Here is an 18205-nt window from a genome sequence, read left to right as displayed (position 1 = left end):
CGCGGTCGCGACCGGGTATCATGGCCCGCCATTCCGGAGAGATACAGGAGTTCGCGTTGAGTTCCCTTCCTGCACGGCACAGTCGCGTTCTGTCAGGCATGCGCCCCACCGGGCGTCTGCACCTCGGCCACTACCACGGTGTGCTCAGGAACTGGCTCAAGCTCCAGCAGGAGCACGAGTGCTTTTTCTTCGTCGCCGACTGGCACGCACTGACCACCCATTACGACGAGCGGGAAGTGCTCTCGGGCAACGTCTGGGAAATGCTCATCGACTGGCTCGCCTGCGGCGTGAATCCGAATCTGGCGAAAGTGTTCATTCAGTCCCGCGTGCCGGAGCACGCGGAGCTGCATCTGCTGCTGTCGATGGTCACGCCACTGGGCTGGCTGGAGCGTGTGCCCACCTACAAGGATCAGCAGGAGAAACTCAAGGAGAAGGACCTGGCCACCTACGGGTTCCTGGGTTATCCGCTGCTGCAGTCCGCCGACATTCTCATCTACCGCGCCACCGGCGTGCCCGTGGGCGAGGACCAGGTGGCGCACGTCGAGCTTACCCGGGAGATCGCGCGCCGCTTCAATCATCAGTTCGGACGCGAGCCCGGTTTCGAGGACAAGGCTCTTGCCGCCGCGAAGAAGATGGGCAAGAAGAACAACAAGCTCTATCTAGATCTTCGGCGCAAGTACCAGGAGAGCGGAGATACGGAAGCGCTGAATGTGGCGCGGGCGCTGCTGGACAACCAGCAGAACATCACCCTGGCCGATCGCGAGCGACTGTACGGGTACCTGGACGGCAGCGGCGTGGTGATCCTGCCGGAGCCCCAGGCCATGCTCACGCCGGCGCCGCGCATGCCCGGGCTGGATGGCCAGAAGATGTCCAAGTCCTATGGCAACACCATTTCCCTGCGCGACGAGCCCGAGGAAGTGGAGCAGAAGATCCGCACCATGCCCACCGATCCGGCGCGGGTCCGCCGAACCGATCCCGGCGAGCCGGAGAAGTGCCCGGTTTGGGATTTTCACAAGGTCTACTCCGACGACGATACCCGCGAGTGGGTGCAGCAGGGGTGCCGCTCCGCCGGCATCGGCTGCCTGGAGTGCAAGAAGCCGGTCATCGAGGCGGTGCAGGCCGAGTTGCGGCCCATTCGCGAGCGGGCGAAGGAGTACGAGGCCGACCCGGAGGCGGTGCGCAGTATCGTGGCAGCCGGCGTGGAGGAGGCCCGGGACTGTGCCCGGGAGACCCTGGATGAAGTGCGCCGCGTGATGGGGCTGCGCTACTGGTGAGCCCGATCGCCACGGAGGCCCGGTGACGGAAACAGCGGACAGTGACAACCTGCTCGACCAGGATGGTGATGCCGTAGCGACTGCCCGGATCCGCGGCGAGCCCCTGCGCGAGCTGCCGCGGGATCTGTACATTCCGCCGGATGCCCTGGAGGTGTTTCTCGAGGCGTTCGAGGGGCCGCTGGACCTGCTGCTCTACCTGATCCGTCGGCAGAACCTGGACGTGCTCGACATCCCCATCGCGGCCATTACGCGCCAGTACATGGAATACGTAGAGCTCATGAAGGAGCTGCGGCTGGAGTTGGCGGCGGAGTACCTGGTCATGGCGGCCATGCTGGCGGAGATCAAGTCACGCATGCTGCTGCCGCGGCCGCCGGTGGTCGAGGATGAAGAGGATGACCCGCGCGCCGAGCTGGTGCGGCGTCTGCAGGAGTACGAGCGCTACAAGATGGCAGGCCAGGATCTGAACGCTCTGCCGCGGATCGGCCGCGACATCTTCCCGGCCGAGGCGGAGGCGCCGGATGTGGAAGTCCGCCGCAGCGAGCCGGAAGTGGACATCCGCGAACTTCTGGGCGCGCTGGCGGACGTGATGGCGCGGGCCGAGATGTTCACCCACCATCACGTGCAGAAGGAAGCGCTGTCCGTGCGCGAGCGCATGACCGAGACCCTGAGCCGCCTCGAGAGCGAACGCTTTACCACCTTCATCGACCTGCTCCACGCCGAAGAGGGGCGGGCCGGGGTGGTGGTGGGGTTTCTGGCGGTCCTGGAGCTGATCAAGGCGTCCCTGGTGGAGGTGGTGCAGTCCGAGCCTCTGGCGCCGATCTACCTGCGGGCGCGCGCCTGAGGGAGAGGGAGCATGGCGGAGCCGGATCTCAAGCACATCATCGAAGCGGCGCTGCTGGCGGCGGGTGGCCCGCTGTCGCTGGATCACATGCAGACGCTCTTCGGTCGCGACGAGGAGCCGGACAAGGCCGCGCTCCGGGCGAGTCTCGCGGAACTGGAGCGGGATTACGCCGGCCGCGGGATCGAGCTCCGGGAAGTGGCCAGCGGCTTCCGCATCCAGATCCGTTCCGAGCTCTCGCCCTGGGTGTCGCGACTTTGGGAGGAGAAACCCCAGCGCTACTCCCGGGCGCTGCTGGAGACGCTGGCGATCATCGCCTACCGTCAGCCCGTGACACGGGGCGAGATCGAAGAGGTGCGCGGCGTCTCGGTGAATACCAACATCATGCGCACCCTTCAGGAGCGCGGCTGGATACGCACCGTCGGCCACAAGGATGTCCCGGGGCGTCCCGGCATGTACGGGACCACGCGGCAGTTCCTGGACTACTTCAACCTGTCGAGCCTCAACGAACTGCCAACGCTGCTGGAGCTGCGCGACATGGATGACATCCATCCCGAACTGGATCTCAAGTTCCCGGAAGAAGCCGACGCCGGTGCGCCGGAGCACCCCACCGCCAGCGAGCAGGAGCCCGGGCGTGAGTGACGAGAAACTGCAGAAAGTCCTGGCCCGTGCCGGCCTGGGGTCGCGCCGGGAGGTGGAGACCTGGATCCAGGTGGGGCGCGTGCGCGTGAATGGTCAGGTTGCCACCCTCGGTGACCGTGTCACCGGGACGGAGCTAATCACCGTGGACGGCCGGCGGGTGCCGGCGGAGAAGCTGACGGGCCTGCGGCGCAAGGTGCTCATGTACCATAAGCCCGTGGGGGAGGTGACCAGCCGCCACGATACCGAGGGGCGGCCCACCGTGTTCGAGCAACTGCCCCGGCTTGGCCAGGGTCGGTGGATCAGCATTGGTCGTCTGGACCTCAACACCCTGGGCCTGCTGCTGTTCACCAACGACGGTGAACTGGCCAACCGCCTGATGCACCCCTCCTGGGAACTCGAGCGCGAGTACGCCTGCCGCGTGTTCGGTGACGTGGATCAGGCAATGCTGAACCGCCTGACCAGCGGAGTGGTGCTGGACGACGGCGAGGCGCGGTTCGACTCCATCGTGCCCGTGGGCGGCGAAGGCGGTAACACCTGGTATCACGTGGTCGTGCGCGAGGGGCGCCAGCGCGAAGTGCGCCGGCTCTGGGAGAGTCAGGACGTGGCGGTTAGCCGGCTGATCCGGGTGCGTTACGGGCCGGTCTCGTTGCCCCATGACCTGCCGCGCGGGAAGTACCGCTTTCTGGAAGACCACGCCATCGCTGCGCTCTGCCGCGCGGTGGATCTGGACCCCCGCCAGTCCATCAGTCCCGATGCGTCCGGTGGCGGCGGCAGGCGCAAACCGGGCGGCGGCAAGGGGCGCAAGCCGCGTCGCCGGTGACCATGAGCAGTCCGCAGGCGGTGTTCGATACCCTCTACGCAGCCTACGGGCCCCAGCACTGGTGGCCGGCCACCACCGACTACGAAATCATCGCCGGCGCAGTACTCACCCAGAACACGGCGTGGCGCAACGTCGAGCGTGCGCTGGCCAACCTGCGTGCGCGGGACCTGCTGGCCCCGGCGGCGGTCATGGCCGTGAGTGAGGCCGAACTGGCCGATGCCCTGCGGCCGGCGGGGTACTACAACGTCAAGGCCGGGCGGCTGCGCAATCTGACGGCTGCGCTCATCGAGGACGGCGGCGTGTCCGGCTGGCGCCAGTGGTCCACGGCGTCGCTCCGCCGTCGCCTGTTGGGAGTGCGCGGTGTCGGAGCGGAGACGGCCGACTGCATTCTGTTGTACGTGCTTGACCGCCCGGTGTTCGTGGTCGATGCGTATACGCGCCGCATTCTGGCGCGGCTGAATCTGGCCCGCGGCGATGAATCCTATGACGTGCTGGCGCACTGGTTCCTGCAGGGGTTGCCAGCGCAGCCGGACGTCTATAATGAATACCATGCCCTGCTGGTTCGTCTGGGGAGCGGTGCATGCCGGCCGCGCCCCAGGTGTCCGGTTTGCCCCTTGGCGGATCTGTGTCCCACCGGCAGGTGTCACGGGGGCGGAGTTGTCGTTGCGGAGCGACAGTAACGGATTGTCCTTGGCTGCGTGTACTATCCGACAATCGAACGAAGAGCCCACGGTGTGCGCGTGTCGGGATCGAGGGCAAGAGATCAGAGTGCAGGGTCCATGATCGAAAGTCTCAACAAAGTCATCGACTCCGAGTTCCGGCTGGCGATTCTGGATACGGAATCTCCGGATCGCGTGGTTGATGCGTTCAAACGGCTCACCCTGACCACCGGGCGGGCGGTCTATGGGTGGTCGCCCAATGACGGCCTGTACCGCCTGGGGACGGAGCGCATTTTCATCCCGCATACCCGTCGTCTCGTCGACGCACTCGGTTACGTCGCTGCCAGCCGCCATTACGGCATCTATCTGGTGCGCGATTTCCAGGACGGTCTGGAGAAGCCCAGTGTCCAGCGGGCCTTCAACCGGATTCTGGAAAAGGACGACGACGTCCGTCGCCTGGTGCTTCTGGTTGGCACCGACGTGTCCCTGCCCGAGGCACTGAAAGGGCAGTTTGCACGGATCCGACACAGCCCCGGACGCAGCCGCTCCGACAAGGCGGGCGACAGCCAGACCTGATTCCCTACCGCTCCACCGCCTCGCACCGCACCGACGGGCGTTCACCCGGCTGGTAATACGGGTGCTGTCGGCGCATGTCGGCCAGCTTGCGGTCCCGCTCCTCGGCGGTGGCATACCAGCGGAAGGCCTCCCAGTCCGGGCCGAGCAGGTGCTCGCCGCGGCGCGGATCGCCCTCCGGCAGGGTCAGGCGGATGCCGTAGCGTTTCTCCGTGTTCTGTCTGTCACCACTCATGGCGTTGTCCTGTTACCGGTATCATTTGTCAGGTTCATTGTGAGCCAGGCTCAGCCGTGCGCCGTGGAGAGTATCGCCCTCCGGCCCCAGGGGATACAGCAGGCGGGGAGCAACATCGGCCGGCTGGGCCAGAGCCTGCCAGTTCTCTCCCGGGAAGCAGTAGCGCCGCAGCGACGTGTTCACCACGCCCGGGTCGATGCTCATGGTGCGCACCGAGCGCTTGTTGCCCAGCTCCGCCGCCAACGTCTCCATCATGCCTTCCTGAGCGAACTTGGACACCCCGTAGGCGCCGCGGAACGCACGCCCTCGCCGGCCGGCCTGATCGGTGACGAAAAGCACCCGGCCGCGGTCGGAGCGCTGCACCAGCCCCAGCAGGGCCTGGTTCAGAAGGAATGGGGCGTTGACGTTCACGTGGAGCACCCGCGCCCACAACTCATGGTCGTACTGATGCATGGGCGACTGTTCACCGAGCATGGCGGCGTTGTGGATCAGCACGTCGAGGCGCCCGAACTCCCGGTCGATGGTGGTCGCCAGCTCCAGGAACTCGGCCGGCCCGACACCCTCCAGGTTCATGGGGTAGAGCGCCGGCTGGGTGCCGCCGGCAGCCTCGATGGCGTCGTAGACCGCTTCCAGCTTGGGCAGATCCTTGTCCAGCAGGATGACCGTGGCGCCACAGCCGGCGGCGGTCTCCGCCAGGGCGCGGCCGATGCCGTCAGCGGCGCCGGTGATCAGGACGACGCGATCCGCGAGGAGGTCGGTCGATGGTGTGTAGTCCCGCGGGACGGTGACGTGGACGGGGTGATCATCCTGAGTCATTAAGCTGCCTTTCTGCTGAGTCGTTGCTGTTGCCGGGCGGTGCGCCAGGCGATCCAGAGCCGCCGCAGGGGGGTCAGTTCAACCCCCTGTTCCAGAAGCGGAAAGTTGTCCTTCGCCAGCTCCCGGAGCAGAGCCCGGTCCAGCGCCGCGAGGATGATACCACTGCGGTGCGCCGCGCGTTCAGCGTCCGGCAGGTGACTTTCCGCCTGATCCAGGAATGCGTGAATGCGATTGGCCTGTTCCCGGAACAGCTCGCGGGCGGCAGGCGGCGTTTCGCTTGCCAGCAGATCCTGCCGGGATACCCCCGCCGCGTCCAGTTCGTCCTCGGGGATGTAGACGCGCCCGGCATGTGCGTCACGGCGGACGCTGAGCAGCCTGCGCCGGAGCGTGTGCGCCATGCCCAGGTCGTGTGCGAAGCGGGCGCTGGCGGCGCTGCCCGTGCCTGCCACGGCCGCCAGCAGCTGGGTCAGTGCGCCGCCGGTACGGTGGCAGTAGACCGTGAGTTCTCGAAAACCGGGATAGCCGCCATAGGCGAGGTCCATGCCGGTGCCCTCAAGCATCTCGGTGAACGCGTCGGCGGGCAGCTCATGGCTGGCCATGGCCGCCGCCAGAGCCTGGCTGACTGGGTGACGGGGGGTGCCGTCGAACAGCCGCTGAACCTCGTCCCGCCACCACTGTAGTTTGACTTCGCCTACGCCGGGGTCGGAGACCTCGTCGGGGATCTCAGTGATTTCGGCGTGGAAGGCGTGCACGGCCACCAGCCCATCCCGCTGCTCCGCCGGGGAGAACCGCAGGGCGTAGTAGATGGCCGACCCGGGCGGGGCGACTTTCCGGTGGCAGTAGCTGAGCGGCTCCATGGGACCTCGTCGGCGCCTGCGGGCGCCGGTGGCGGTTTGCAATCGGGGCGTTAGTGTAACGCGTCAGGCGAGTGGGTTGGGCACTCGTGCGGTTACGACATCCGTGACGCCGGAGTGGGGTCCGGCAGCCAGCGCAGGAGTTCACCGGGCTGGCCAATCAGGCCGTCGGCACCCCATCGGGTGGGTTCGTCCTCGGCGCAGATGTAGCCGAACAGGGCCACCAGCGTGCTGGTGCCGGCCAGGCGGCCTGCGCTGACGTCGCGGAGGGCGTCACCGACAACCACTGTCCGGTGCGGTGCGATGTCCAGGAGCTCACAGGCGTAGCTGATGGGGCGCGGGTCGGGTTTGCGGCATGGGACCGTGTCGCCACTGACAATGCAGGCCGCCCGGCGCGACAGTTCCAGGTCGTCCAGTAGCGGCTCCGTGAGCCAGCCCGGCTTGTTGGTGACCACGCCCCAGCGCAGGCCCGCGGACTCGATCCGCTCCAGAACCTCCGGAATGCCGGCGAACGGCCGCGTGAGTGTGCTCACCCGCTCGCGGTAGAGTTGCAGAAACCGTTGCCGCAACGGCTCCATGGCCGGGTCGCGCGGGTGCAGATCAAAGCTGCGCGAGATCATCGCCGCGCTACCGTGGGAGACCACCGGGGCGAACAGGCCCGGCGCCAGAGCCGGGCGGTCGTTTTCCTGCAACAGGGTGTTGGCGGCGGCGATGAGGTCGGGTGCGGTATCCAGCAGAGTACCGTCCAGGTCGAACAGCACCGTTTCGATCACCGGGCGGTGTAGGTGCCTCTGACGCTGCCGGCCCGGAGATGGATCGCGTCTGCCGTCGGAGCGTTCTGTCTGACCGGCAGGGGCTGGTTCCGCCAGGTCCGTTGTATCGCTGCTGTGCGCGTCAAGAGTCACGGTGTCAGTCATCTCCCGGCCTGTTGCAATGGGCCATGTAGTTCACGCCCACGTCACTGGTTAGCCGGTATTCACGGGTAACGGGGTTGTACGTCAGGCCGGTGAGTTCGTCCAGTAGTAGCGCTGCGTTACGGCACCATCCGGCAAGCTCCGACGGCCGGATGAACGCCCCATGGTCGTGCGTGCCTTTTGGCAGCAGGCCGAGGACATACTCAGCCCCGACGATGGCGAACAGCCAGGAGCGTGCGTTGCGGTTGAGCGTGGAAAAGAAGATGTGGCCCCCGGGCCGGACCAGGCGTGCGCAGGCGGTGACCACGGACGCCGGGTCGGGTACGTGCTCGAGAAGTTCCATGCACGTAACGGCGTCAAACGTGCCGGGAGCCTCGGCCGCGAGATCTTCCACTGAGATGCACCGATACCGTACGTCCGCGCCCGTCTCCAGTGCGTGGAGCTCCGCGACCGTGAGGGATTCCTGGCTGAGATCGATGCCGGTGACATGGGCGCCACGTGCGGCCATGGCCTCGCTGAGAATGCCGCCGCCGCAACCGACATCCAGCACCTGCGCCCCATCGAGTTGCATGTGGCGCTCGATGACCGACAGGCGCAGCGGGTTGATGGCGTGCAGCGGCTGAAACTCGCCGTCTTCGTCCCACCAGCGGCTGGCAGCGTCGGAGAACTTGCGGACTTCCTCTTCGTTGACGTTAGCGGTCAGACCCATGACGACCCGTGGCACCTCGTATCGTAGCGTTCCGAACTCGGGCGAACCGATCGGTCAGCTACCATTCATCATAAGCTGTTTGTCAGGCGTTGGGGAGTAGTTTATCGCGCCAGGCATGCAGACGGTTGAGAATGCGGTCACGGTCCAGCGTGAGCAGATCGCCGTGGTGCACGAGCTGCCGCCCGGCCACCCAGACGTCGCTCACGTGGTGGCGTCCGGCGCTGTAGATCAGTTGTGACACGGGGTTGTAGACAGGCTGGCATTCGAGCGCACCCAGGTCCACGGCGGTGATGTCGGCGGCCTTGCCCGCGCTCAGCGAGCCGGTGTGGCCGTCAATGCCCAGCGCCCTGGCGCCGTTGATGGTGGCCATGGCCAGGGCGGTGTCCGCGTCCACGGCCGCGGCATCGCCCGCGACCACCTTGCCGATCAGAGCCGCGGAGCGCATCTCCCCGAACATGTCCAGATCGTTGTTGCTGGCGACGCCGTCCGTGCCAAGGGCTACGTTGACGCCCGCGTCCAGTAGTTTCTGCACGGGGCAGCAGCCGCTGGCGAGCTTCAAATTGGCTTCCGGGCAGTGCAGGACGTGTGAGCCGGTGGCGGCGAGACGTTCGATTTCCGCGTCGGTGACCTGGGTCATGTGGGCGGCGATAAAACCGGGGGAGAGCAGTCCGCACGCCTCCAGCCGGGCCAGCGGGCGCTCGCCGGTGCTGGCGATGCTCTGGTTCACCTCGTCGGCGGTTTCGTGCACGTGGATGTGCACCGGGCAGTCCAGCTCGTCCGCCAGCGTTGCCACGTGTTTCAGCCGCTCCTCGCCCACGGTGTAGGGGGCGTGGGGGGCGAACGCGGTGGTCACCAGCGGGTCGCCGCGCCAGGCGTCGTGCAGGGCCAGGCCCTTTTCGATGTACTCCTCGGGCCTGTCGGCGTAGGCGGTGGGGAAGTCGATGAGAATCATGCCGGCCGAAAGCCGCATGCCGGCCTGCGTGGTGACCCGGGCGGTCACCTCCGGGAAGAAGTACATGTCATTGAAACAGGTGACGCCCCCTGCGAGCATTTCGGCCACGGCGGCCTCGACCCCATCCTGGCAGAATTCCGGGCTGACGTGGGCCTGCTCTGCGGGGAAAATGTGTTCCTGCAGCCAGGTCATCAGCGGCAGATCGTCGGCGATGCCGCGCATGAGGTTCATGGCGGCGTGGGTATGGGCGTTGATCAGCCCGGGGATGACGGCATGGCTGCCCAGCTCGCGGACGTGATCGGCCTGATAGGTCTGGCGTGCGTCGTCTGTGGGAAGTATGGCGACGATGCGGCCGTCGCGGATGGCGACGCTGTGGTGGTCCAGCACGGTGTGTGCGGGCTCCACGGGAATGACCCAGCGGGCGTTGATGAGGGTGTCGATCTGTTCCATGGGCGTCTCCCAGCATGGTTCCAGGCAGCTTCCGAGGTCATGCATCATCACCTGTCCGCGCCTGTGCGACAATGGGGTCTCTGGGCGTGACGTTAAATATCGCCCTTAGTGAGGCTTACGTTGCGGGCGCGGCACGGTGTGCTCCGGTTCCGGACACGCCTGCAAGTACATCCCTGTAGGCTCGGCATCGGCCGTCCCTGGCCGATGACGGTCCGGAATCGGAGCACACCGTACCGCTCAGGGGCGTACCGCTCAGGGGCGTACCGCTCAGGGGCGTACAAGTCTATAGCCCGACGACCGTATTCAGTGAAATGAGGGGCGCGCTTTCCCATGACCAGTTTCGACACCATTCGCCCGGTTGTCTGGCAGGAGGACCACCTGCAACTGCTGGACCAGCGCCTGCTGCCCGGTGAGACGAGCTGGCTGCAGTTTCACGACAGCGCCGCGGTGGCCGGCGCGATTCGGGATATGGTGGTGCGGGGCGCCCCGGCCATCGGCATCGCCGCCGCCTACGGTGCGGTGCTCGCCGCCCGTGAGGCCGTGGCGACGGCTCCCGCCGACTGGTTGCCCCGGTTCGAGCAGGCCCTGGCCGTGCTGGGCGACGCCCGTCCCACGGCAGTGAACCTGCGCTGGGCGCTGGCACGGCAGCGGCGGCAGGTGGACGCATCCACCGGTGACCCCGCCGCGGTGTTGCTGCGCGAAGCCCGGGCGATCTTCGACGAGGATCTGGCCGCCAACCGCCGCATGGGCGAGCTGGGTGCCGGGCTCATGACCGAGCCGGGCGGTGTGCTGACGCACTGCAATACCGGGTCGCTGGCGACGGCCGGTTATGGCACGGCACTGGGGGTGATTCGCAGCGCCTGGGCGCAGCAGCGCATCGAGCGGGTCTACGCCGACGAGACTCGGCCCTGGCTCCAGGGTGCGCGGCTGACGGCCTGGGAACTGCTGCAGGACGGGATTCCGGTGACGCTGCTGGCAGATGCGGCCGCGCCGGCGCTGATGCGCAGCGGCGCGGTGCGCTGGGTGGTCGTGGGCGCGGACCGGGTCACGGCCAACGGCGATGTTGCCAACAAGATCGGCACCTACGCCCTGGCGCTGGCGGCGCGCCACCACGGGGTTGGTTTCATGGTGGTGGCGCCCACCTCCACGGTGGACATGGCACTGCCGTGCGGTGATGCGATCGCCATCGAGACGCGCGACGCGGCCGAGGTGCTGGGCGTGCACGGCACCGCGGTGGCAGCCCCGGGTGCGGATGCCTGGAATCCGGTCTTCGACGTGACCCCGGCGGCACTGGTGGACGCGCTGGTGACCGAGGCCGGAGTGATCCACCGGCCCGATGCCGGGCGCATGCAGGCCGCGTTCGGTGGCGCGAATGCCGCACAGGCGATGCCCGGTCGGGCGTGATGGGGTACAGTAGCCGCCATTCCGGAAAGTGGGCGTCAGCGGTATGAATGCAGCACTGATGGGCGTTGGCCTGTATGTCGACGCCGCGAATATCCAGATCAACGGCGGCTTCGGCATGCAGTACGACGTGCTGCGTGAATTCGCCTGCCGTGGTGGCGGCGAGCCGGTGCGCCTCAATGCCTACGTCACCTACGACGAAGAGCGTGCCGCACGCGACCGCCAGTACGCCGTGCGCACCAACAACTTCTTCGCCTCGGTGCGGGATTACGGCTTCAAGGTGATCGTCAAGAACTACCGCTGGTATACGGACGACGAGGGCAACGCCTACGCCAAGGCCAACGCCGATCTGGACATGGCCGTGGACGCCCTGCTGCAGTCCAAGAGCCTGGGCCGGGTGGTGCTTGCCACCGGCGACGGCGATTTCGTCCAGGTGGTGCGGGCCCTGCAGAACGAGGGGTGCCGCGTGGAAGTGCTCGGGTTCGACAACGTCTCCGCCGCGCTTCGGCGCGAGGCGGACGTCTACACCTCCGGCTACACGGTGCCCAACCTGCTGCCCGGCAGGGGCGGTGATGCCGGCGCGGCCTGGGGTGAGGTCGGGTCCCGGGTCCGCGGCATCTGTTACCACCACAGCCGCGAGGGCTTCGGGTTCATGCGCTTTCTCGGCGAGATCTCCGACAACCTCTGGATCACGGACACCCGCAGCCCGCAGTCGCCCTACCGGTCCGCCTACTTTCGTGATGCCGACCTGCCCGATGGCGTCCGGCCCGCGGACCTGCCCAGCCACAATCGCGTTTTCGAGTTCGAGTTGCAGGCCTCCACGGTCAAGGAGGGCGGGCTGCAGGCCGCGAACATCCGCCAGGTCTCGGCGCAGGGCGCCCGCGTGGACAACGGCCCCGGCGAGCGATGACGGCCAGCGGCCTGGTGATTGCCGTGCTGATCCTGGGCAGCATCGCGCTGGCCTGGAGCGCCCTCATGGCGGCCCAGGAGCAGGCGCGCCGCGCCGCGGCCCGGCGTTGCCGCGACCTCGGGTTGCAGTTTCTCGACGAGAGCCTGGTGCGGATACGCACCCGCCCCGGGCGTGGCCGCAGCGGCCGTCTCGGTCTGGTGCACTGGTACCGGTTCGAGTTCTCCGCCGACGGCAGCCGTCGTCACGGCGGCGTGGTCACGGTCGCCGGGCGGGCCGTGAGAAAGATTGAAATGGAGCCGTGGCCGGAGCCCGGCTCAGCCGAGGAGGGCGGGTGATGCAGATAGTGACGGGATGCAAACGGCGGGTGGCCGCGATGGCCGCTGCGTTGATCATGGGCATGGTGACGGCGGCCGCCGTCGCCGATGACAGTGAACGGGAGGCCGAACAGGACATGGTGATTTTCAAGACCAACTACGGCGACATCACGCTGGAACTCTACCCCGAGGACGCCCCGGTGACGGTGGAGAACTTCCTGCAGTACGTGGATGACGGATTCTACGACGGCACGATCTTCCACCGGGTGATCCCGGGGTTCGTGATTCAGGGCGGCGGGCTGGACGAGGACATGCAGCGCCTCGAAACCCGCGCACCCATCGAGAACGAGGCGGACAACGGGCTCAAGAACGAGCGCGGCATGCTCTCCATGGCCCGGACCCAGGACGTCAACAGCGCCACGTCGCAGTTCTTCATCAACCTGGCGGACAACGCGTTCCTGGATCACGGCGTGCGCGATTTCGGCTATGCCGTATTCGCACGCGTGGTGGACGGCATGGATGTGGTGGACCGCATCGCCGAGGTCCCCACCGGTCGCCAGGCCGGGCAGGCCGACGTGCCCAGCGAGACCATCAGGGTCGAGGAAGCGCGCCGCAAGTAACCGCGGTTGCGGGTATTTCTGTCGGCGGCGAGCGTCGTCGTCGGCAGGAGCCAATGCCGGAACCCCGCCGGTTGTGATATGATTCACGCTTTTCCCGGGCGAATCGCCAACCGCCGCCGCGGAAGTCGGTGGCGCGTGTAGGTGTGTTGTCGATGGCGGGTCTCCGGCCCGCCATCGAACACCGGCTGACAGGAATCGGGCCAGCGCCACTGGCCTGAAGGGAACACCACAACAACCAGCCGAGAGCGTCGATGGCCAACGTCGCGAAAGAAATACTGCCGGTCAATCTGGAAGACGAAATGAGGCAGTCCTACCTCGATTACGCCATGAGCGTGATCGTGGGCCGGGCCCTTCCGGATGTCAGAGATGGTCTCAAGCCCGTGCACCGGCGTGTCCTCTACGCCATGCGCGTGCTCGGGAACGACTGGAACCGCTCCTACAAGAAATCCGCCCGCGTGGTGGGTGACGTCATCGGTAAGTACCATCCCCATGGTGACTCCGCGGTGTACGACACCATCGTGCGCATGGCGCAGTCGTTTTCCATGCGCTACATGCTGGTGGACGGCCAGGGCAACTTCGGCTCCGTCGACGGCGATGCTGCCGCGGCCATGCGGTACACCGAGGTGCGCATGGCGCGCATCGCCCACGAGCTGCTGGCCGACATCGACAAGGAAACCGTCGACCTCATCGACAACTACGACGGCTCCGAGCAGGAGCCGGCGGTGCTGCCGGCGCGCTTCCCGAACCTGCTCATCAACGGCGGCTCGGGCATTGCCGTGGGCATGGCCACCAACATCCCGCCGCACAATCTCGGCGAGGTGGTGGACGCCTGCATCGCCCTCATCGACGATGATGATCTCACCGTGGACGACCTGCTGGAGCTGGTGCCGGGGCCGGATCTGCCCACGGGCGGCATCATCAATGGCGTGAGCGGCATCCAGGAGGCATACCGGACCGGCCGCGGCCGGCTGATCATGCGCGCCCGCACCGAAATCGAGGAAGACCAGAAGAACGGCAAGCAGACCATCGTGGTCAAGGAGCTGCCCTACCAGGTCAACAAGGCGCGGCTGCTCGAGAAGATCGCCGAGCTAGTCAAGGACAAGCGCATCGACGGCATTACCGAGCTGCGGGACGAGTCCGACAAGGACGGCATGCGCATGGTCATCGAGCTGCGCCGCGGCGAAGTGGCCGAGGTGGTGCTGAACAACCTGTTCCAGCAGACCCAGCTGCAGACCGTGTTCGGCATCAACATGGTCGCCCTGGTGGACGGTCAGCCGCGGCTGCTGAACCTGCGCGAGATCCTCGACGCCTTCCTGCGCCACCGGCGCGAAGTGGTCACCCGCCGCACCATGTACGAGTTGCGCAAGGCGCGCGAGCGGGCGCACGTGCTGGAAGGCCTGGCGGTGGCGCTTGCCAACATCGACCCGGTGATCGAGCTGATCAAGGCATCGCCCGGGCCCGCCGAGGCGCGGGAAGGGCTCATGTCCCGGCTGTGGCAGCCGGGCATGGTCACGGACATGCTCGAGCGGGCCGGTGCGGAAGCCTCGCGGCCGGACGGCCTCGGTGCGGAGTTCGGCATGGGCGAAGGCGGTTACCGCCTCACCGGGACCCAGGCCCAGGCCATTCTCGACCTGCGCCTGCACCGGCTGACCGGTCTGGAGCAGGACAAGATCCTGGACGAGTACCGCGAGCTGCTGGATCGCATCGCCGATCTCATCCTGATCCTCGATAGCACCGAGCGCCTCATGGAGGTGATCCGCGAGGAGCTCGTGGCGGTCAAGGAGCAGTTCGGCGATGCCCGCAAGTCGGAGATCGTGCGGGATCATATCGATCTCACCATGGAGGATCTCATCACCCCGGAAGACGTGGTGGTGACGCTTTCCCATCACGGCTACGCCAAGTATCAGGCGCTGGACACCTACCGCGCCCAGCGGCGCGGCGGTCGGGGCAAGAGCGCCACGACCATGAAGGACGAGGACTTCGTCGATCAGCTGTTCGTGGCCAATACCCACGATACGCTGCTGTGTTTCTCCAGCCACGGCAAGTGCTACTGGCTGAAGGTCTACGAGCTGCCCCAGGGCAGCCGCAACTCCCGCGGCAAGCCCATCGTCAACCTGCTGCCGCTGGAGTCCGACGAGCGCATCAACGCCGTGCTGCCGGTGCAGGCGTTCACCGAGGACCAGTTCATCTTCATGGCCACCCGCAGCGGGACCGTGAAGAAGACGCCGCTGACCCATTTCTCGCGGCCGCGCTCCAACGGCATCATCGCCCTGGATCTGCGCGGTGATGACTACCTCGTCAACGTCGGCATCACCGACGGCGAGCGCGATATCATGTTGCTCAGCAGCGCGGGCAAGGCGATCCGCTTCTCCGAGGGCGAGGTTCGCGCCATGGGCCGGACCGCGGCCGGGGTGCGCGGCATGCGCCTTGAAGAGGGGCAGCACGTCATCGCCCTGCTGATCCTCGGCGAGGGTGACATCCTCACCGCCACGGAGAACGGCTACGGCAAGCGCACGCCCCTGGACGACTACCCGCTGCGTGGCCGGGGCGGCATGGGCGTGATCTCCATCCGCACCGGTGACCGCAACGGCGACGTCATCGGTGCCACCCAAGTGGTGGACGGCGACCAGATCATGCTGATCACCCGCCGCGGCACGCTGGTGCGTACCGCCGTGGACGAGATCTCGGTGCTCAGCCGTAACACCCAGGGCGTCAAACTGATCAGCCTGGATGCCGACGAGAGCCTGATGGGGCTCGAGCGCATCGAGGCACTGGACGAGGACGACGCAGGCGACGGGAGCGATGACGACGCCCCCGGTGCGCCCGGCGACGACGAGGCCTGATACGCGCGGGTCCGGCCGTCGCCCCGTCAACGATTTTCTAATCGGAACCAAGGGGAGACATGAATATGTCCCGAGTTTACAACTTCAGCGCAGGTCCGGCCGTGCTGCCGGAAGCCGTGCTAGAGCGAGCCGCCAGCGAGATGCTCGACTGGCAGGGCTCCGGCATGGGCGTCATGGAGATGAGCCATCGCGGCAAGGAGTTCGTCTCCATCGCCGCAGAGGCCGAGCAGGATATCCGCGACCTGCTGAGCATCCCGGACAACTACAAGGTGCTGTTCCTCCAGGGCGGCGCCACCGGGCAGTTCGCCGCCATCCCCATGAACCTGCTGCGTGGCGGCGACCGGGCGGACTACATCAACACCGGCTCCTGGTCCGAGAAGGCCATCAAGGAGGCGAAGAAGTACTGCCAGGTCAACGTCGCCTGGGGTGCCAATGAAAAGACCCCCATGCACATCGGCGCGCAGTCCGAGTGGCAGCTCGACCCGAAGGCGTCCTATGTGCATTTCACGCCCAACGAGACCATCTCCGGCGTGGAGTTCCACTGGGTGCCGGACACCGGTGACGTGCCGCTGGTGGCGGACATGTCCTCCACCATCCTGTCCCGGCCCATCGACGTCTCGAAGTACGGGCTGATCTATGCCGGTGCGCAGAAGAACATCGGCCCGGCGGGGCTGACCATTGTCATCGTGCGCGACGACCTGATCGGCAACGTCCTGCCCGAGACCCCTGCCGTCTGGGACTACCAGGTGCAGGCGGATGCCGACTCCATGTCCAATACGCCGCCTACCTACGGCTGGTATCTGGCCGGCCTGGTATTCAAGTGGCTGAAGGAGCAGGGCGGTCTCGAGGCCATGGCCACGATGAACAAGCGCAAGGCCGACAAGCTGTACGCCGAGATCGACAACAACCCGTTCTACAGCAACCCGGTGGATCCGGAGTGCCGTTCGTGGATGAACGTGCCATTCGTGCTCGCCGACGACAGCCTCAACGACGCTTTCCTCAAGGAAGCCGCGGCGGCGGGCCTGAGCACGCTCAAGGGGCACCGCAGCGTCGGCGGGATGCGCGCCAGCATCTACAACGCCATGCCGGAAGCGGGTGTCGACCGGCTCATCGAGTTCATGCAGGACTTCGCGCGCCGCAACGGGTAAGCCCGTTGCCGCGTCTGCGCGTTTCCGACCAAAGACAGGAGTAACCATGTACAAGATCCAGACACTGAACAACATCTCCGCCAAGGGCCTCGATCGTCTGCCCCGTGACAGCTACGAGACCGGCACCGAGATCTCCGCGCCGGATGCCATTCTGCTGCGCTCCTACAAGATGCACGACATGCAGGTGCCCGACTCCGTGCTGGCCGTGGGCCGTGCCGGCGCCGGGGTGAATAACATCCCTGTGGACGCCATGAGCGACCAGGGCATTCCGGTGTTCAACACTCCGGGCGCCAACGCCAACGCCGTGAAGGAGCTGGTGCTCGCCGGCATGTTCCTGGCGGCCCGCAACATCTGCCAGGCCTGGGACTACACCCGCAACCTGGACGGGGATGACGCCAGCCTCAGCAAGGAAGTGGAAGCGGGCAAGAAGCACTACCGTGGTTTCGAGCTGCCCGGCCGCACCCTGGGCGTGATCGGTCTCGGTGCTATCGGCGTCAAGGTGGCCAACGCCGCGCGCGCGCTCGGCATGAACGTGGTTGGCTTCGACCCGGGCATTACCGTGAGCAGCGCCTGGGCGCTGGAGGCCGGCGTACGCCAGGCCCACAGCGTCGACGAGCTGGTGGGGCGCAGCGACTTCATCAGCATCCACGTGCCGTACAACGAGCACACCGCCAACCTGATCAACGCCGACCGGGTGGGGATGCTGCACAAGGGCGGGGCCGTGCTGAACTTCTCCCGCGCCGGCATCGTCGACGACCAGGCGGTGGTGGACGCCATCGACCGTGGCCACCTCACGGCCTACGTCAACGACTTCCCCACCAACCTCACCAAGAACCACCCCAAGTGCATTACGCTGCCGCACCTGGGCGCGTCGACCACGGAAGCCGAGGACAACTGCGCCATCATGGTGGCCGATCAGGTTCGCGATTACCTGGAGAACGGCAACATCCACAACTCCGTGAACTTCCCGGAAGTGAACATGCCGCGGGCGGAGAACTGCGAGCGCATGACCGTGGTCAACGCCAACGTGCCGAACATGCTGGGGCAGATCTCCACGACCCTGGCGGATGCCGGTCTGAACATCGATGATATGTATAACAAGTCCCGCGGGGATCTTGCGTACACCGTTGTTGACGTCGCCGGCAGCATTCCGCGCGAGGTCGCCGATGTGGTGCGCGGTATCAAGGGCGTGCTCAAAGTGCGCGTCCTCGACTGACGTCGTGGAGAAGGCGG

19 protein-coding genes are annotated in these 18205 nt (G+C 66.6%); 13 read left to right on the top strand and 6 right to left on the bottom strand.

The genetic code is table 11. The features are described 5' to 3' along the window. The first annotated feature begins 20 nt into the window (after window positions 1-20). From ACNSTU_RS09710 to ACNSTU_RS09685, 6 genes are all read left to right on the top strand, one after another. Window positions 21-1274: a tryptophan--tRNA ligase gene (locus ACNSTU_RS09710; RefSeq protein ID WP_418212306.1), complete on the top strand. Its 1254-nt coding sequence runs from the start codon at window positions 21-23 to the stop codon at window positions 1272-1274. A gap of 22 nt (window positions 1275-1296) precedes the next feature. After that, entirely contained in the window at window positions 1297-2115 is an 819-nt protein-coding gene (locus ACNSTU_RS09705) for a segregation and condensation protein A (RefSeq protein ID WP_418212305.1), read from the top strand. Window positions 2116-2127: 12 nt separating this feature from the next. Then, window positions 2128-2754 (top strand): SMC-Scp complex subunit ScpB, encoded by a 627-nt coding sequence (scpB, locus tag ACNSTU_RS09700; RefSeq protein ID WP_290633010.1) that lies wholly within the window; start codon window positions 2128-2130, stop codon window positions 2752-2754. Continuing rightward, complete coding sequence (rluB, locus tag ACNSTU_RS09695; protein WP_290633012.1) at window positions 2747-3574, top strand: 23S rRNA pseudouridine(2605) synthase RluB; 828 nt, start codon at window positions 2747-2749, stop codon at window positions 3572-3574. The genes scpB and rluB overlap by 8 nt, the downstream gene beginning before the upstream one ends. Window positions 3575-3576: 2 nt before the next feature. Further along, complete coding sequence (locus tag ACNSTU_RS09690) at window positions 3577-4254, top strand: endonuclease III domain-containing protein (protein ID WP_290633014.1); 678 nt, start codon at window positions 3577-3579, stop codon at window positions 4252-4254. A gap of 99 nt (window positions 4255-4353) precedes the next feature. Further along, window positions 4354-4809, top strand: a complete 456-nt coding sequence (locus tag ACNSTU_RS09685; RefSeq protein WP_290633016.1) for a hypothetical protein — start codon at window positions 4354-4356, stop codon at window positions 4807-4809. Between the two features lie 4 nt (window positions 4810-4813). Here ACNSTU_RS09685 and ACNSTU_RS09680 read toward each other — a convergent pair whose 3' ends face one another. The 6 genes from ACNSTU_RS09680 to ACNSTU_RS09655 all read right to left on the bottom strand — a co-directional run bounded on the left by ACNSTU_RS09680 (window position 4814) and on the right by ACNSTU_RS09655 (window position 9736). Further along, window positions 4814-5041 carry a hypothetical protein gene (locus ACNSTU_RS09680; protein WP_290633018.1) on the bottom strand — a complete coding sequence of 76 codons (228 nt, stop codon included), beginning with the start codon at window positions 5039-5041 and terminating at the stop codon, window positions 4814-4816. A 21-nt stretch (window positions 5042-5062) separates the two neighbouring features. Continuing rightward, window positions 5063-5857 (bottom strand): SDR family NAD(P)-dependent oxidoreductase, encoded by a 795-nt coding sequence (locus ACNSTU_RS09675; RefSeq protein ID WP_290633020.1) that lies wholly within the window; start codon window positions 5855-5857, stop codon window positions 5063-5065. Continuing rightward, a complete protein-coding gene (locus tag ACNSTU_RS09670) occupies window positions 5857-6714 on the bottom strand; it encodes a squalene/phytoene synthase family protein (protein ID WP_290633022.1) in 858 nt (285 codons plus the stop codon). The genes ACNSTU_RS09675 and ACNSTU_RS09670 overlap by 1 nt, the downstream gene beginning before the upstream one ends. A gap of 92 nt (window positions 6715-6806) precedes the next feature. After that, window positions 6807-7484 carry an HAD-IA family hydrolase gene (locus ACNSTU_RS09665; protein ID WP_418212304.1) on the bottom strand — a complete coding sequence of 226 codons (678 nt, stop codon included), beginning with the start codon at window positions 7482-7484 and terminating at the stop codon, window positions 6807-6809. 136 nt (window positions 7485-7620) lie between these two features. Further along, the gene (gene ubiG / locus ACNSTU_RS09660) at window positions 7621-8334 is read right to left on the bottom strand and encodes a bifunctional 2-polyprenyl-6-hydroxyphenol methylase/3-demethylubiquinol 3-O-methyltransferase UbiG (RefSeq protein WP_290633026.1); all 714 of its coding nucleotides are present in this window, start codon (window positions 8332-8334) and stop codon (window positions 7621-7623) included. 82 nt (window positions 8335-8416) lie between these two features. Then, window positions 8417-9736: a TRZ/ATZ family hydrolase gene (locus tag ACNSTU_RS09655; RefSeq protein WP_290633028.1), complete on the bottom strand. Its 1320-nt coding sequence runs from the start codon at window positions 9734-9736 to the stop codon at window positions 8417-8419. A gap of 330 nt (window positions 9737-10066) precedes the next feature. On the opposite strand from ACNSTU_RS09655, the gene mtnA reads away from it, so the two are divergent. The 7 genes from mtnA to ACNSTU_RS09620 all read left to right on the top strand — a co-directional run bounded on the left by mtnA (window position 10067) and on the right by ACNSTU_RS09620 (window position 18188). Beyond that, window positions 10067-11140 (top strand): S-methyl-5-thioribose-1-phosphate isomerase, encoded by a 1074-nt coding sequence (gene mtnA, locus ACNSTU_RS09650; protein ID WP_290636992.1) that lies wholly within the window; start codon window positions 10067-10069, stop codon window positions 11138-11140. Window positions 11141-11183: 43 nt separating this feature from the next. Then, window positions 11184-12047 (top strand): NYN domain-containing protein, encoded by an 864-nt coding sequence (locus ACNSTU_RS09645; RefSeq protein ID WP_290631422.1) that lies wholly within the window; start codon window positions 11184-11186, stop codon window positions 12045-12047. After that, the gene (locus ACNSTU_RS09640) at window positions 12044-12382 is read left to right on the top strand and encodes a DUF3301 domain-containing protein (protein WP_290631424.1); all 339 of its coding nucleotides are present in this window, start codon (window positions 12044-12046) and stop codon (window positions 12380-12382) included. The genes ACNSTU_RS09645 and ACNSTU_RS09640 overlap by 4 nt, the downstream gene beginning before the upstream one ends. After that, window positions 12382-12981 carry a peptidylprolyl isomerase gene (locus tag ACNSTU_RS09635; protein ID WP_290631426.1) on the top strand — a complete coding sequence of 200 codons (600 nt, stop codon included), beginning with the start codon at window positions 12382-12384 and terminating at the stop codon, window positions 12979-12981. Before ACNSTU_RS09640 ends, ACNSTU_RS09635 begins: the two co-directional genes overlap by 1 nt. Window positions 12982-13232: 251 nt before the next feature. Next, on the top strand, window positions 13233-15824 hold the full coding sequence (gene gyrA / locus ACNSTU_RS09630) for a DNA gyrase subunit A (protein WP_290631428.1): 2592 nt from the start codon (window positions 13233-13235) through the stop codon (window positions 15822-15824). A gap of 65 nt (window positions 15825-15889) precedes the next feature. Beyond that, complete coding sequence (serC, locus tag ACNSTU_RS09625) at window positions 15890-16972, top strand: 3-phosphoserine/phosphohydroxythreonine transaminase (RefSeq protein ID WP_290636991.1); 1083 nt, start codon at window positions 15890-15892, stop codon at window positions 16970-16972. Window positions 16973-17018: 46 nt separating this feature from the next. Beyond that, window positions 17019-18188, top strand: coding sequence for a phosphoglycerate dehydrogenase (locus tag ACNSTU_RS09620; RefSeq protein WP_290631432.1), 1170 nt, complete (start codon window positions 17019-17021; stop codon window positions 18186-18188). Window positions 18189-18205: the final 17 nt, after the last annotated feature.

Origin of the sequence: Aquisalimonas sp. APHAB1-3, assembly GCF_048323695.1 — a bacterium.
Classification (GTDB): domain Bacteria; phylum Pseudomonadota; class Gammaproteobacteria; order Nitrococcales; family Aquisalimonadaceae; genus Aquisalimonas.
The sequence above is the reverse complement of the archived record's forward strand: the minus strand, read 5'-3'. Positions and strand labels throughout refer to the sequence as shown.

What these genes read in the sequence shown, in the direction of transcription:
- gyrA (WP_290631428.1), top strand. Translation starts at nt 13,233, where the DNA reads ATGGCCAACGTCGCGAAAGAAATACTGCCGGTCAATCTGGAAGACGAA.
- ACNSTU_RS09680 (WP_290633018.1), bottom strand. Translation starts at nt 5,041, where the DNA reads ATGAGTGGTGACAGACAGAACACGGAGAAACGCTACGGCATCCGCCTG.
- ACNSTU_RS09710 (WP_418212306.1), top strand. Translation starts at nt 21, where the DNA reads ATGGCCCGCCATTCCGGAGAGATACAGGAGTTCGCGTTGAGTTCCCTT.
- ACNSTU_RS09675 (WP_290633020.1), bottom strand. Translation starts at nt 5,857, where the DNA reads ATGACTCAGGATGATCACCCCGTCCACGTCACCGTCCCGCGGGACTAC.
- serC (WP_290636991.1), top strand. Translation starts at nt 15,890, where the DNA reads ATGTCCCGAGTTTACAACTTCAGCGCAGGTCCGGCCGTGCTGCCGGAA.
- ACNSTU_RS09645 (WP_290631422.1), top strand. Translation starts at nt 11,184, where the DNA reads ATGAATGCAGCACTGATGGGCGTTGGCCTGTATGTCGACGCCGCGAAT.
- ACNSTU_RS09655 (WP_290633028.1), bottom strand. Translation starts at nt 9,736, where the DNA reads ATGGAACAGATCGACACCCTCATCAACGCCCGCTGGGTCATTCCCGTG.
- scpB (WP_290633010.1), top strand. Translation starts at nt 2,128, where the DNA reads ATGGCGGAGCCGGATCTCAAGCACATCATCGAAGCGGCGCTGCTGGCG.
- ACNSTU_RS09685 (WP_290633016.1), top strand. Translation starts at nt 4,354, where the DNA reads ATGATCGAAAGTCTCAACAAAGTCATCGACTCCGAGTTCCGGCTGGCG.
- ACNSTU_RS09635 (WP_290631426.1), top strand. Translation starts at nt 12,382, where the DNA reads ATGCAGATAGTGACGGGATGCAAACGGCGGGTGGCCGCGATGGCCGCT.
- ACNSTU_RS09670 (WP_290633022.1), bottom strand. Translation starts at nt 6,714, where the DNA reads ATGGAGCCGCTCAGCTACTGCCACCGGAAAGTCGCCCCGCCCGGGTCG.
- ubiG (WP_290633026.1), bottom strand. Translation starts at nt 8,334, where the DNA reads ATGGGTCTGACCGCTAACGTCAACGAAGAGGAAGTCCGCAAGTTCTCC.
- ACNSTU_RS09620 (WP_290631432.1), top strand. Translation starts at nt 17,019, where the DNA reads ATGTACAAGATCCAGACACTGAACAACATCTCCGCCAAGGGCCTCGAT.
- ACNSTU_RS09640 (WP_290631424.1), top strand. Translation starts at nt 12,044, where the DNA reads ATGACGGCCAGCGGCCTGGTGATTGCCGTGCTGATCCTGGGCAGCATC.
- mtnA (WP_290636992.1), top strand. Translation starts at nt 10,067, where the DNA reads ATGACCAGTTTCGACACCATTCGCCCGGTTGTCTGGCAGGAGGACCAC.
- ACNSTU_RS09690 (WP_290633014.1), top strand. Translation starts at nt 3,577, where the DNA reads ATGAGCAGTCCGCAGGCGGTGTTCGATACCCTCTACGCAGCCTACGGG.